Here is a 12,524-nt window from a genome sequence, read left to right as displayed (position 1 = left end):
ATCAGCGCTGCCGCGGGGCCGTTGCGCTGGCGGCCCACTGCACCAGCGCATCGAGCGCCGGGCGGGTGGCGTGGGCGTTGGTGTGGTTGACCAGCGCCACCAGCACCAGCCGCGAGCCGTCGGGGCGGTGTACGTAGCCGGCCAGGGCTTGCACGTCGCGCAGGCTGCCGGTTTTGAGGTGCGCCAGCCCCGCACCCATGCGGCTGCGCCGCAGCGTGCCGTCGAGCCCGCTGGCCGGCAACGAGGCCATCAGGTCGGGCATGGCGTGTGAGGCGTAGGCGTGTTGCAGCAGCCGCCCCAGCGCCAGCGCGGTGGCGCGGCCGTCGCGGCTCAGGCCCGAGCCGTTGCCCACTTGGGGCAGGGGCAGATCGGGGCCGAAGCGCGCCAGCCACCAGGGCTGCAGGCGCTGGCGCGAGCGCTCGAAAGTGGCGGCACCGTCGCCCTGGCTGAGCGCGAGCAGCAGGTGCTGGGCCATGACGTTGTTGCTGAACTTGTTGGCATCGCGCACCACTTCGGCCAGCGGGGGCGACTCGAACACCAGGCGTTCGGTGGCGCCGGCGGGCACGCTGCCTTCGCGCACGCGGCCATCGAGCCGGCCGCCACTGGCCAGCCACAGCGCCTGCACGGCGCGCTCGGCCATGCGGCGCGGCTCGGGGTGCGCCAGCGGCCAGTGGCGTACGCCGCAAGCGGCCGGGAAACCACCGCCAAAACGCGGCTGCAAGGGGTGGGTGAAATCGGCACGCAGGGCTGCGCGCCAGTCGCCGCAGGCGGCTGCGGCCTCTGTTGCATGGGCTGCGCTTGCACGATGGGCCGCTGGTGTAGCCTGTGCCGGTGTGGCGGGTAGGAGCGGCACCGTGGCCGGCATCTGCACCCCGGCCAGCGGTGGCTCGGCGCTGATGCGCGCCACGCCCGCCGCCACATCGGGGCTGAAGCGCAACACCTGAGCGCGAAAGTTGACCAGCAGCGCGTCTGGCCCGGCGTTGTAGGCGCGCAGCGGCTCGTCGTTGAAGGCGGCGGGATCGACTTCGGGCTCGGCAAAGGCGCTGCGGTCGAGCACGATGTCGCCCGCAATGCGCTCGATGCCCAGCGCCTGCACCCGGTGCAGCAGCAGCCAGAGTTTTTCGGTTACCAAGGTTGGGTCGCCGCCGCCGCGCAGGTAGAGGTTGCCGTGCAGCACGCCGTCGCGCAGGGTGCCGCTGCTATAGACCTCGGTGCGCCAGACGTGGCCGGGGCCGAGCAGCTCCAGCGCCGCCAGGCTGGTGACCAATTTAAGGGCGGAAGCGGGGTTGAAGGGCTCGGTGTGCTGCTGCGCCAGCCAGGGCGCGGCACCGGGCTGCGCCGGGGCCACAAACAGCGCCAGCGCCTCGGGCGGCACGGCGGCGGCGCGCAGCGCGTTGGCCACGGTGGGGGGCAGGGTGGTGGTGGCGCTGCTGAGGGTGGTGCTGGCGTTGGGTGGGCTGGTGGAGGCTGCTGGGTGGGCTGATGTGGGCGCCGCCCACGCTAGGCTGCTGCACAGCAGCAGGCCCAGACCCAGGGCCAGCGGGTGCTGCTGGGGCCAAACGGTGCGGGGGGTGGTCAAGGGTGGCATGGTGCATTCTTCCCGGATCGTGCATTGAGAACGCCCGCATTTCGCGTCCTAGGGTGCCGATGCGAGACGGAAGTCGGTGCGCGAGTCTGGGGGCAAATTAGGGTGGCTTTGGCAATCCCATGCACATGGCTGAATCAGACTTGATCCAGCACGACCCGACGGCGCGACCGACCTCGGTTCGGCAACACCATATCCGCGCGGGCGTGATCGGAAAGCAGCAGCTGCTTGAGAGTGGGGCGGGCCGTGGCCTGCAAGCGCTGCCACTGCCCAATGGGTACCAAAACGGCCGCTTGCGCACCCCTTTGGGTCACGATTTGCGGCCCCTCGTCCAAGCAGGCCTGGAGTAAATCGTTGAATCGCGCTTGGGCATCCTGAACCGGCCACGTATGCATAGGGCACCTCTTGGTAACAGCACACTGCCAGTTTAGCAGCTACCCCGTTGAATCGGCACCATGGCACCATGGCACCCGCACAAGGCCAGCGCCGCCCAAGCGGCAGGGCCGATCAGGCAGGATAATCGAAAGCCATGAACCCGCCTAGCTACACTTCGCCCGCCTGCCCGCCCAGACCGGCGGCGCGGCGCGTGCTGGCGATCGAGACCAGCACCGAGCGCCTGAGCGTGGCGCTGGGCCCGGCCGGTGGCGCGGCGCTGGCGGCCTACGAGGGCGAAGGCGGTGCACAGGCTTCGGCCACGCTGCTGCCGCGCCTGCTGGAGCTGCTGCAGGGCTTGGGTTGGCGTTTGGCGGAGCTCGATGCGATCGCTTTTGGCCAGGGGCCGGGGGCTTTTACCGGCTTGCGCAGCGCCTGCGCGGTGGTGCAGGGGCTGGCGCTGGCGGCGCGCCCGGGCGGGGTGCCGGTGCTGCCCATCAGCACCTTGCTGGCGCTGGGCGACGAGGGCTGGCACACTGGATGCGCCCGGGGGCTGTGGAGCGGGGCTGTGCCAAGGGCTTTGCTAGGGCAAGGGCAGGCCCGGCCTACCCGCTTGGTGGCGGCGCTGGATGCGCGCATGGGCGAGCTCTACGTGGCCGAGCTGCGTTGGCGCGGTGGGTCGGCGGGCGACGCAGGCTGGCGCCTAGAGGGGGCACCGCGCCTGTGCGCGCCCGAAGCGCTGCCGCTGGAGTGGCTGCAAGACGAAGCCGGCGCAGCCACCTGGCTGGTGAGCAACGCGCTTGAAACCTATGCCGAGCGCTTGCCGCTGCCGTGGCGCACGGCGCCGCAGGTGCCGGCCTGGCCGAGCGCGGCGGCGCTGCTGCGGCTGGCGGGCTGGCATTGGGCGGCGGGGCTGGCGGTGGCGGCCGAGCAGGCGCAGCCGCTGTATGTGCGCGACCAAGTCGCGCTCACCACCGCCGAGCGCGCGGCCTTGCAGGCGCAGCGCCTGGCTGCGCAGCCGGGGCCGCCATGAGCCACGCTGCGCCGCCGGGCTGGCACTGGGCCCCCATGCAAGCCGAGCACCTAGAGGCCGTGTGCGCACTCGAGCGCCGCGCCCATGCGCACCCGTGGAGCGAGCGCCAGTTTGCCGAGGCCCTGCAAGCCGGGCACAGTGCGCAACTGCTGCTTCGGACTGCGGCGAGCCCACCAGATAATCTGCCCGACCCGGAGGATTTCACCCTGCCCGACGGCCGCCTGCTGCTGGGCTACTGGGTGGCGCAAGCGGTGCTCGACGAGGTGCATCTGCACAACCTGGCCACGGCGCGCCCGCGCCAGGGTTGGGGCCGTTTGCTGCTGCAGCGGCTGATTGAAAGCGCCGAGGCCCAAGGGGCGCAAACGCTGTGGCTGGAAGTGCGTGCCAGCAACCAGCCCGCGCGGGCGCTCTACCAGCAGGCCGGTTTTGCAACCGTGGCGACGCGAAGCGGCTACTACCCGGCCGAGGGCGGCGGCCGCGAAGACGCGCTGCTGCTGCGCCGCTGCCTGCATGCGCTGCCCGTGGCCACACCGCCCGCACAGTCGGAGCCCGCATGAGCGCCCCCGCACCCGACCCTGCCCCCGCACTGGCCGCCACCCTGGTTGCCCCGGCGCGGCCCCGGCTGAGCCCGCGCCAGAGCGCCATGCTGGCCGAGATGGGCGTGCGGCCGTGGTGGCAAACCGCAGCCAAAGCCGCACCCGGACCCACTGCAGCGGCGCCAGCGCCCGCACGCCGCGCCGAGCCTGCAGCGCGTGCTGCTGCGGCGCCAGCCCTCCCGGTGGCCGCCACCTCCAGCGCCCCGGCAACCGCCGCCCTTGCCCCCCACACGAGGCCCGCGTTCCCTGCAACCGCCCCCGCCCCCGACTGGGACGCACTGGAGCAGCAAATCCGCGACTGCCAGCGCTGCCCCTTGGGCGCGCAGCGCCAGTGCGCCGTGCCCGGCATGGGCGACCGGCGGCCGGACTGGCTGCTGGTGGGCGAAGCGCCGGGCGAGGAAGAAGACCGCCAGGGCTTGCCTTTTGTGGGCCGCGCCGGGCAGTTGCTCGACCGCATGCTGGCGGCGCTGCAGCTGCAGCGCGAGCAGCGCGTCTATATCGCCAACGTGATCAAATGCCGACCGCCACAGAACCGCAACCCGGCCGCGGACGAAATCGCCCACTGCACGCCCTATCTGCTGCGCCAGGTGGATCTGCTGCAGCCCAAAATCGTGCTGGCGCTGGGGCGTTTTGCGGCCCAGACCCTGCTGGCCGAGGGCGGCTGCCTGAGCGCCGAGGCGCTGCGCGAGCTGCCGCTGGGCAAGCTGCGCGGGCGCGTCTATCAGGCCAGGCTGGCGGGGCGGGTGCTGCCGCTGGTCGTCACCTACCACCCGGCCTATCTGCTGCGCAGCCCGGCCGACAAGGCGCGCGCCTGGGCCGACTTGTGCCTAGCGGCCGAGGCGCTGGAGCAAAGCCCCAGCCCCTGAGCCGCTGCCCGCCGCCAAGCCGGATTCAAAGCCGCCCTTCCTCCACCGCATGGCAGGCCACGCGGATGCCGTCTAGGCTTTGCAGCACCGGGCGTTCGCTGCTGCAGCGGCTGTTGGCCGCCGGGCAGCGCGGGTGAAAGGCGCAGCCGCTGGGCGGGTTGAGCGGGTTGGGCACCTCGCCCTGCACCGGGGTGCGCGCGCGCCCGGTGTGGTGCAGCTTGGGGATGGCCTCCAGCAGCATGCGCGTGTAGGGGTGGCGCGGCTGGGCAAACAAAGCCTGCTTGGGGGCCAGCTCCACCAGCCGCCCGAGGTACATCACGCCCACGTGGTCGCTCACATGGCGCACCACCGCCAGGTTGTGGCTGATGAAGAGGTAGGTCAGGCCCTGCTGGCGTTGCAGGTCTTTCATGATGTTGAGCACCTGCGCCTGCACGCTCACATCGAGCGCCGAGGTGGGCTCGTCGCAGACCAGAAACTCGGGCTGCGTGGCCAGCGCGCGCGCAATTGAGATGCGCTGGCGCTGCCCGCCCGAGAACTGGTGCGGAAACTTGACCCGGTCCAGCGGGCTCAGGCCCACCGACTGCAGCAACTCGGCCACGCGCGCCTGCAGCGCCTGCGCATCGCTGAGCAGGCCGTGTTCGCGCAAGGGCTCGGCCACGATGTCGGCCACGCGCCAGCGCGGGTTCAGGCTGGCGTAGGGGTCTTGGAAGATCATCTGGATGTGGCGCCGGATGCCCCGGCCGCTGCGGCTGCGGTAGGCGGCGTGCGCGTCTTGGCCGGCGAACTCGAAGCGCCCGCGCGAGGGCGGGTACAGCCCCACCAGCAGGCGCGCCACGGTGCTTTTGCCGCAACCCGATTCGCCCACCAGCGCCAGCGTCTGGCCGCGCTCGATCTCGAAGCTCACGCCATCGACGGCGTGCAGCAACTGCCTCGGTTTGCGCTCCAGCACGCGGTTCAGCCAAGGGGCGGACACGTCGAAGGTGCGCGCCAGATCGACGGCGCGCACCAGCGGCGGCGTGGCAGCGGGTGTGGGGCCCAAGGCAGCAGAAGCCGGGGCACTGGCAGCGAGGGCGCTCATGACTGTGCCTCCGGCAGGGCGGCGGCGAGAGGGGCGCTGGTGGAACTGGGCAGGAGCCAGCAGGCGGCTTGGGTAGTGGCAGCGGGCATGAGTTCGGGGCGCTCTTGGTGGCAGCGCGCAAAAACCTGGCGGCAGCGCGGGTTGAAGGCGCAACCGGGTGGGATGGCGTTTAGGCGCGGCATGGCACCGTCGATCTGGTGCAGGCGCGCGCGCTCGATCTCGATGTCGGGGATGCAGCTCATCAGGCCCTGGGTGTAGGGGTGCGCGGCGGCGTGGATGACCTCGCGCACCGGCCCGATTTCGGCGATGCGCCCGGCGTACATCACGGCCACGCGGTCGCAGGTTTCGGCGATCACGCCCATGTCGTGCGTGATCAGCATCACGGCGGCCCCGTGCTTTTTGCAGACCGACTTGAGCAGGTTGATGATCTGCGCCTGGATCGAGACGTCGAGCGCGGTGGTGGGCTCGTCGGCCACGATCAGCTTGGGCTCGGCCGCCAGCGCCAGCGCGATCACCACGCGCTGGCGCATACCGCCCGAGAACTGGTGCGGGTAGTGGTCGATGCGCTCTTGCGCCGCCGGAATGCCGGTTTCTTGCAGCAGCTCGATGGCGCGCCGGCGCGCCTGCGCGTGCGACAGCGGCAGGTGCGTGGTGATGGTTTCGATCAACTGGCGCCCGATCGAGTAGAGCGGGTTGAGCGAGGTCAGCGGGTCTTGAAAAATGGCGCCGATGCGGCGCCCGCGTATGCGCCGCATTTGCGCCGGTGGCAGGTTGTCGATGCGCTCGCCTTCGAGCAGAATCTGGCCGCTGGCGATGCGCCCGGGCGGCTCCAGCAAGCCGATGATGGCGGCCCCAGTGAGCGATTTGCCGGCCCCCGATTCGCCCACCACACCCAGGATTTCGCCGGGTGCGATCTCGAACGAGAGCTGGTCGAGGGCGCGCAGGGTGCCGTGGCGGCCGGGAAACTCGACCACCAGATTTTGGACTTGTAACAGGCTCATGGCAGACCTCGATTCAGCGCAGGCGCGGGTTGAGCGCGTCGCGCAACCAGTCGCCCAGCAGGTTCACGCTCAGGGCGATCAGCACCAGCAGCAGGCCGGGGAAGATGGTGATCCACCACTCGCCCGAAAACAGGTAGTCGTTGCCGATGCGGATCAGGGTGCCCAGCGAGGGCGAAGTGGGCGGCGCACCCACGCCCAGGAACGACAAGGTGGCCTCGGTGATGATGGCGGTAGCCACCTGGATGGTGGCCAGCACCAGCACCGGCCCGAGCACGTTGGGCAGCACATGGCGGCGCATGATGGCCAGCGACGAGACGCCGATCACGCGCGCGGCCTGCACGTATTCCTTCTGCCGCTCGACCATGGTGGAGCCGCGCACGGTGCGCGCGTACTGCACCCAGCCGGTGAGGGTGATGGCGGCGATCAGCACCCCAAAGGCCAGCGCCTCGGGCGCGTTGGGGAAGAGCGCGTGGCCGATGCCGGCGATCAAGAGCGCGATCAAAATGGCGGGAAACGAGAGCATCACGTCGCACAGCCGCATCAGCAGGGCATCGACCCAGCCGCCCAGGTAGCCCGCCAGCAGGCCGAGCGTGACGCCCAGCAGCACCGACAGCAGCACCGAAACCAGCCCCACAAAGAGCGAGATGCGGGCGCCGTAGATCAGCGCCGAGAGGATGTCGCGCCCCTGGTCGTCGGTGCCGAGCAGGAAAGTCCACTGCCCGTCGGGGTACCAGGCCGGCGGCAGGCGCGCGTTGCTCAAGTCCAGCGTGGCCAGATCGAAGGGGTTGTGCGGCGCAACCCAGGGCGCAAACAGCGCCGCCAGGCCGCACACCAGCGCAATGGCGGCGGCCACCAGCGCCGCCGGTGAGGTGCGAAAGCTGTGCCCGACGTCGCTGTCGAGCCACTTGAAAAGGGTGGATTTCATGGGGGGGCTGCAATCGGGTTCAGTGGCCGCTGGATTGATCCAGCCGCAGGCGCGGATCGACGACGAAATACAGCAGATCGACGACCAGGTTGATGACGACGAAGATGAGCGCAATCAGGCACAGGTAGGCGGCCATGACCGGGATGTCGGCAAAGGTGACGGCCTGGATGAACAGCAGGCCCATGCCGGGCCACTGGAACACGGTTTCGGTGATGATGGCGAAGGCGATCAGGCCGCCGAGCTGCAAGCCGGTGATGGTCATGACCGGCACCAGCGTGTTTTTGAGCGCGTGGCCAAAGTGCACCGCGCGGTCGCTCAAGCCCCTGGCCCGGGCAAACTTGATGTAGTCGGTGCGCAGCACCTCGAGCATTTCGGCGCGCACCAGGCGCATGATCAGCGTGAGCTGAAAAATCGCCAGCGTGATGGCCGGCAGCACCAGGTGGTGCCAGCCCTGGGCCGTCAGCAGTCCGGTGCTCCAGCCGCCGATCTGCACCACTTCGCCCCGGCCAAAGCTGGGAAACCAGCCCAGTTGCACCGAAAAGATCAGGATCAGCACGATGCCGATCAAAAAGGTGGGCAGCGAGACGCCCAGCAGCGACAGCGTCATGAACATTTGCGCCAGCGCCGAACCCCGGCGCAAGGCGGTGTAGACGCCCAGCGGAATGCCGATCAGCAAGGCCAGCAGGGCGGCCACCAGGGCCAGCTCCAGTGTGGCCGGAAAGCGCTCGGCGATCAGCGTGGCCACCGGGGTGCCCTGGCGCAGGCTCATGCCAAATTCGCCTTGCACCGCGTTGTAGAGGAAGTGCCCGAACTGCACCCACACGGGTTGGTCCAGCCCAAGCGCGGCGCGCACTTCGGCAACTTGTTCGGTGGTGGCGTCCTGGCCCAGAATCTGGCTCACTGGGTCACCGACAAACTGGAACAGCATGAAGGCGATCAGGGCCACGGTCACCATGACCAACGCCGCCTGAAGCAAGCGGCGCAAGATGAAGGCTAGCATGTGCGGGTTCTCCGAGGGCCAAGCGCGCGCGGCGCCAAGTGGCCGAAAAGCAGGATGGGGCCGCGGCTGGGTGCAGGCGCGGCCCGGTTCGAGCGCTCCAGCCGGGCTGGGGCAGCCCGGCCGCGCTTTAGTTGCCGACGGTCAGGATGCGCCAGTCGATGCGGTTGTCGGGCCGGTGCACGATTTGCACGTTGGCGCGCATGGCCCACGGGATGACCTGGTTGTGCAGCGGAATGTGGGCCACGTACTCGTTGTGCAGTTGCAGCGCTTGGGTGAGCAGGCGCGGCCGGATGTGCGGGTCGGTCTCGGTTTTGATGCGGTCGATCAGGGCGTCGAGCCGTGGGCTGCTAAAGCGCCCGGCGTTGAAATTGCCGTCGCCGCCAGGGCCGACGGTGCGCGCCAGCGACTGCAAGCTGTAGAGCGCATCGAAGGTGGGCACGCCCCAGCCGAGCATGTAGATGCTGGCTTCAAAGCGCTGGATCATGGGGAAGTAGGTGGTCAGGGGCAGGGTGCGCAGGCGCGCCTGCACGCCGATGCGCGCCCACATGGCGGTGATGGCTTGGCAGATCTGCTCGTCGTTGATGTAGCGGTTGTTGGGGCAGGCGAAATCGACTTCGAAGCCGTTCGGGTAGCCCGCTTCAGCCAGCAGGCGCCGCGCGGCGGCTTGGTCGAAGGGCAGGCGCTGATGCACCGCTTCGCTCCAGCCGCTCACCATCGGGGCCACCAAGGCGCCGGTGTTCTGGCTCAGGCCGCGCATGGTGACGCGGTGAATGGCGTTGATGTCGATCGCTTGGTAAAGGGCGCGGCGCACGCGCACGTCTTTGAGCGGGTTGGCGCCGCGCACGTTGGAGCCCACGAGTTCGTCGCGGTGCTGGTCCATGCCGAGGAAGATGGTGCGGTTTTCCACGCCGTCGAGCACGCGCAGGGCGGTGTTGGCGCGCACCCGGGGCAGGTCTTGCGGGGTCGGGTCGAGCACAAAATCGACTTCACCCGAGAGCAAGGCGGCCATGCGGGTGGCGTCGGAGCTGATCGGGGTGTAGATGATTTCGGTCACGTTCGACGTCACGCCGCCCCAGTGGTTGGGGTTGCGCTCGAGCACCATGCGCTGATCGGGCTGCCACGAGCGCAGCCGGAACGGCCCGGTGCCCATGGCGTTGCGGTGCGCGAAGTTTTCTTCGCGGGTGCGGATGTTCATCGGCTCCAGCGAGCGGTTGCGCTCGGCCCAGGCGCGGCTCATGATGCGCAGCTCGGTGAGCTGGTTGAGCAGCACCGGGTTGGGGCCACGGGTGAAGATGTCGATGGTGCGGGCATCGACGCGCACCACGCGCTCGATGCCTTGGGTGAAGATAGAGAAGTTGGAAGTGGGCGCCATGGCGCGCTGCAGCGAAAACACGGCGTCTTCGGCGGTGAAGGGCGTGCCGTCGTGGAACTGCACCCCTTGGCGCAGGGTGAGGCGCAACTGGTTCGGGCTGACCTGTGTCCAAGCGGTGGCCAGCTTGGGCTCGATGCGGAAGGTGCGGCTGTTGTAGTAAACCAGCGACTCGTAGACCGATGCGTGCACGCCGTTGCCGAGGGCGTTGTTTTGGGCGTGGATGTCCCAAGTGGGGATGTCGCTGGCGCTGGACCAGCGGAAGGTGGTGCTGTGGGCGGCACTGGCCAAGCCCAAGGCCAAGGCGACGGACAGGGTGAGCAGCTTGAGTTTGAACATGAGAACCTCCTCAAAATTTGGATGAGCAATTATGGGCTGGGGTAGCCAAAATTTTCATCGTTTTGAAATAATTTGTAAGCTGAGCGACAACTCATCATGCGTAAAAAAGGGTTTGCCCTGGTTCTGCCTGCCCCAAACAGACCCCGATCTGTTGCGCCGCCTGCAGCAGCGGGTGCCCGGGCGGCACGGTGCGCTGCTGCTGCGCCACCTCGGCCAGCGCGATGTGCCCCAGTTGCCCGCCGCTGAGCGTGACCATGCGGCCAAAGTGGCCTTGCAACAGCAGTTGCGCGGCCTGGTTGCCGTACAAGGTGGCGAGCACGCGGTCGAAGGGGGTGGGGCTGCCGCCGCGCTGCACGTGGCCGAGCACGGTGGCGCGCACCTCGGCCTGCATCAGCGGCTGCAATTGCTGGCACAGCAAGTGCGCCACGCCGCCCAGGCGCAGCGGTGCGCTGGGTGCGGCCGCGGGTTCGGCCACGGGCCAAGTGGCGGCTTGCAGTGTGGCGCTGCCGCCGCGCGCTTTCGCCCCTTCGCCAATGCAGATCACGCTGTAGCGCTCGCGCAGCAGGCGCGCTTGGCAGTGGCGCGCCAGGGTGGGTAGGTCGTAATCGAGTTCGGGCAGCAAAATCGCGTCGGCGGCGCCAGCCAGCCCGGCTTCGAGCGCGATCCAGCCGGCCCAACGGCCCATGGTTTCCACGATCATGACGCGCCGGTGGCTGTGCGCCGTGGTCTGGATGCGCTCCAGCGCCTCGGTCACGGTGGCCACGGCGGTGTCAAAGCCAAAGCTGCGCTCGCAGCCGTAAAGGTCGTTGTCGATGGTTTTGGGCACCCCGACGATGGCCAGCCCCTGCTGCGCCAGCGCGTGCGCGATGGTCATGCTGCCGTCGCCGCCGATCACCACCAGCGCATCGAGCCCGAGGCGGCGCACATTGGCCAGCGCCAGCGCCGTAGCGGCTTGCGAGGCCAGCGGATTGGCGCGGTTGCTGGAGCCCAGGATGGTGCCGCCCAGCAGCAGGATGCCGCTCACGCTGTCCCAGTCGAGGCGGCGCGCGCGCGGCGGCTCGCACAGCAGGCCGGCAAAGCCGTCTTCGATGCCGATCACTTCGGCGCCGCACTGGCGCAGCAGCGACTGGGTAACGGCGCGGATGACGGCGTTCAGGCCTGGGCAGTCGCCGCCGCCAGTGAGGATGCCCACGCGCCGGGGGCAGCGGGGGGTGTTCATGGGGCGGGCCGGGGCCACAGCGCCCACAGGTGCACGGTCTGCTTGATGCCCGCCGCCTGGAAAAACGCCTGCTCGCCCCAACCGGTGAAGAAATCGGCGCGCGCCGCCCCGACGATGGCCGCTCCCGTGTCTTGCGCCAGCACCAGCCGGCGCAGCTCGATGAAGGGGCCGCTGGAGTGCAGCCAGACCGGGGTGCCGTAGGGGATGCTGCGCGGATCGACGGCGATCGAGCGCGCCGGCGTGAGCGCCACGCCCTGGGCACCGCGCGGGCCAAACTGGGCATCGAGTTCGTTCAGGGCTTCTTCGCGGAAAAACACCGTGCGCGGGTTGCTCCAGAGCATCTCGTTGAGCTGCTGCGGGTGGGCGGCGGCCCAGGCGCGGATGGCCTCCCAGGTGCCGGCGCGGATGGCGCCGCGGTCCAGCAGCCAGCGCCCGACGCTGCGGTAGGGGTGGCCGTTGTGGCCGGCAAAGGCCAGCCGCACCAGTTGCTGGCGGCCGTCGGGTTCTTGCACCAGCATCCGGCCCGAGCCCTGGATTTGCAGCAGCAGCGCGTCGAGCGGGTCGGCCAGCCAGACGATCTCGCGCCCTTGCAGCAGCGCCTGCGCTTGCGGGTCGGTGTCGATCTGCTGGCGCGTAAACCAGGGCCGCTCCCGGCTCAGGCCAGGGGGCAGCGCGTGCAGCGGCGTCTGGTGCGCGCCCTGGCGCACCCGGCTGGCGGCCAGCAGCGGTTCGTAGTAGCCGGTGAGCAGGCCGCGCGGGTTGCCGTCGAGCGCCTGCACGCGGTAGGGTTGCAGGTGCCGCATCATCCACTCGTGCTGCGCGCTGGCGCTGGCGATGCTCAGGCGGCGCACCTCCTGGCACAGCGCCCCAATGGCCGGAGCCGGGCGCTCGCAACTGCGCAGCCAGGCGTTCCAGGCCTGGGGCAAGGCGTCGCGGCCCCAGCCGGGCAGCTCGCTCCAGCGCACCGGCTGCCACAGGCTGTTGGGGCGGGCGATCGGGGGCGGCAGCGGCTGCGCCTCGGCCCATTGCCAGACCGCCGACTCGGGGCCGAGCACGGGTTCGGGCCAGAGCTCGTCGAAGCCGGCGGCCGGGCGCGCGGCTGCGCCGGTGGGGGCGGGCGGGGCGGGCGGGGCGGGCGGGG

At 69.9% G+C, this 12,524-nt stretch carries 12 protein-coding genes; 3 read left to right on the top strand and 9 right to left on the bottom strand.

What is annotated here, in order from left to right:
* Position 1: 1 nt before the first annotated feature.
* A complete protein-coding gene (dacB, locus tag SRAH_RS07560) occupies positions 2 to 1,588 on the bottom strand; it encodes a D-alanyl-D-alanine carboxypeptidase/D-alanyl-D-alanine endopeptidase (RefSeq protein WP_144318758.1) in 1,587 nt (528 codons plus the stop codon).
* A 134-nt stretch (positions 1,589 to 1,722) separates the two neighbouring features.
* Positions 1,723 to 1,980 carry a type II toxin-antitoxin system Phd/YefM family antitoxin gene (locus tag SRAH_RS07555; RefSeq protein ID WP_029462743.1) on the bottom strand — a complete coding sequence of 86 codons (258 nt, stop codon included), beginning with the start codon at positions 1,978 to 1,980 and terminating at the stop codon, positions 1,723 to 1,725.
* Positions 1,981 to 2,114: 134 nt separating this feature from the next.
* On the opposite strand from SRAH_RS07555, the gene tsaB reads away from it, so the two are divergent.
* Genes tsaB through SRAH_RS07540 form a run of 3 tightly spaced genes read left to right on the top strand, consistent with a single transcriptional unit; the run spans position 2,115 to position 4,452 of the window.
* Entirely contained in the window at positions 2,115 to 2,990 is an 876-nt protein-coding gene (tsaB, locus tag SRAH_RS07550) for a tRNA (adenosine(37)-N6)-threonylcarbamoyltransferase complex dimerization subunit type 1 TsaB (protein ID WP_045476666.1), read from the top strand.
* Positions 2,987 to 3,547 (top strand): GNAT family N-acetyltransferase, encoded by a 561-nt coding sequence (locus SRAH_RS07545; RefSeq protein WP_029462741.1) that lies wholly within the window; start codon positions 2,987 to 2,989, stop codon positions 3,545 to 3,547. The genes tsaB and SRAH_RS07545 overlap by 4 nt, the downstream gene beginning before the upstream one ends.
* Positions 3,544 to 4,452 (top strand): uracil-DNA glycosylase, encoded by a 909-nt coding sequence (locus SRAH_RS07540; protein WP_082040047.1) that lies wholly within the window; start codon positions 3,544 to 3,546, stop codon positions 4,450 to 4,452. The genes SRAH_RS07545 and SRAH_RS07540 overlap by 4 nt, the downstream gene beginning before the upstream one ends.
* 25 nt (positions 4,453 to 4,477) lie before the next feature.
* Here SRAH_RS07540 and SRAH_RS07535 read toward each other — a convergent pair whose 3' ends face one another.
* The 7 genes from SRAH_RS07535 to mltA form a co-directional block, all read right to left on the bottom strand.
* Entirely contained in the window at positions 4,478 to 5,530 is a 1,053-nt protein-coding gene (locus SRAH_RS07535; RefSeq protein WP_082040048.1) for an ABC transporter ATP-binding protein, read from the bottom strand.
* Positions 5,527 to 6,531 (bottom strand): ABC transporter ATP-binding protein, encoded by a 1,005-nt coding sequence (locus SRAH_RS07530; protein ID WP_029462738.1) that lies wholly within the window; start codon positions 6,529 to 6,531, stop codon positions 5,527 to 5,529. The genes SRAH_RS07535 and SRAH_RS07530 overlap by 4 nt, the downstream gene beginning before the upstream one ends.
* Positions 6,532 to 6,544: 13 nt before the next feature.
* A complete protein-coding gene (locus SRAH_RS07525) occupies positions 6,545 to 7,456 on the bottom strand; it encodes an ABC transporter permease (RefSeq protein WP_029462737.1) in 912 nt (303 codons plus the stop codon).
* Between the two features lie 19 nt (positions 7,457 to 7,475).
* Complete coding sequence (locus SRAH_RS07520) at positions 7,476 to 8,456, bottom strand: ABC transporter permease (protein WP_029462736.1); 981 nt, start codon at positions 8,454 to 8,456, stop codon at positions 7,476 to 7,478.
* A 127-nt stretch (positions 8,457 to 8,583) separates the two neighbouring features.
* Positions 8,584 to 10,164 carry an ABC transporter substrate-binding protein gene (locus SRAH_RS07515; protein WP_029462735.1) on the bottom strand — a complete coding sequence of 527 codons (1,581 nt, stop codon included), beginning with the start codon at positions 10,162 to 10,164 and terminating at the stop codon, positions 8,584 to 8,586.
* Positions 10,165 to 10,258: 94 nt separating this feature from the next.
* Positions 10,259 to 11,383 (bottom strand): 6-phosphofructokinase, encoded by a 1,125-nt coding sequence (locus SRAH_RS07510; RefSeq protein ID WP_029462734.1) that lies wholly within the window; start codon positions 11,381 to 11,383, stop codon positions 10,259 to 10,261.
* Positions 11,380 to 12,524: murein transglycosylase A (gene mltA, locus SRAH_RS07505; RefSeq protein ID WP_029462733.1), on the bottom strand; the 1,145-nt coding region annotated here is incomplete at its 5' end. The genes SRAH_RS07510 and mltA, both read right to left, overlap by 4 nt.

Origin of the sequence: Serpentinimonas barnesii, from assembly GCF_000696225.1 — a bacterium.
Taxonomy (GTDB): domain Bacteria; phylum Pseudomonadota; class Gammaproteobacteria; order Burkholderiales; family Burkholderiaceae_C; genus Serpentinimonas; species Serpentinimonas barnesii.
Note: the sequence above shows the minus strand (reverse complement) of the source record. Positions and strands in the feature narration are given on the sequence as shown.

Excerpts from the sequence above, each read along its gene's own strand:
- SRAH_RS07515 (WP_029462735.1), bottom strand. The coding sequence starts at position 10,164 with ATGTTCAAACTCAAGCTGCTCACCCTGTCCGTCGCCTTGGCCTTGGGC.
- SRAH_RS07555 (WP_029462743.1), bottom strand. The coding sequence starts at position 1,980 with ATGCATACGTGGCCGGTTCAGGATGCCCAAGCGCGATTCAACGATTTA.
- dacB (WP_144318758.1), bottom strand. The coding sequence starts at position 1,588 with ATGCCACCCTTGACCACCCCCCGCACCGTTTGGCCCCAGCAGCACCCG.
- SRAH_RS07530 (WP_029462738.1), bottom strand. The coding sequence starts at position 6,531 with ATGAGCCTGTTACAAGTCCAAAATCTGGTGGTCGAGTTTCCCGGCCGC.
- SRAH_RS07545 (WP_029462741.1), top strand. The coding sequence starts at position 2,987 with ATGAGCCACGCTGCGCCGCCGGGCTGGCACTGGGCCCCCATGCAAGCC.
- SRAH_RS07525 (WP_029462737.1), bottom strand. The coding sequence starts at position 7,456 with ATGAAATCCACCCTTTTCAAGTGGCTCGACAGCGACGTCGGGCACAGC.
- SRAH_RS07535 (WP_082040048.1), bottom strand. The coding sequence starts at position 5,530 with ATGAGCGCCCTCGCTGCCAGTGCCCCGGCTTCTGCTGCCTTGGGCCCC.
- tsaB (WP_045476666.1), top strand. The coding sequence starts at position 2,115 with ATGAACCCGCCTAGCTACACTTCGCCCGCCTGCCCGCCCAGACCGGCG.
- SRAH_RS07540 (WP_082040047.1), top strand. The coding sequence starts at position 3,544 with ATGAGCGCCCCCGCACCCGACCCTGCCCCCGCACTGGCCGCCACCCTG.
- SRAH_RS07510 (WP_029462734.1), bottom strand. The coding sequence starts at position 11,383 with ATGAACACCCCCCGCTGCCCCCGGCGCGTGGGCATCCTCACTGGCGGC.
- SRAH_RS07520 (WP_029462736.1), bottom strand. The coding sequence starts at position 8,456 with ATGCTAGCCTTCATCTTGCGCCGCTTGCTTCAGGCGGCGTTGGTCATG.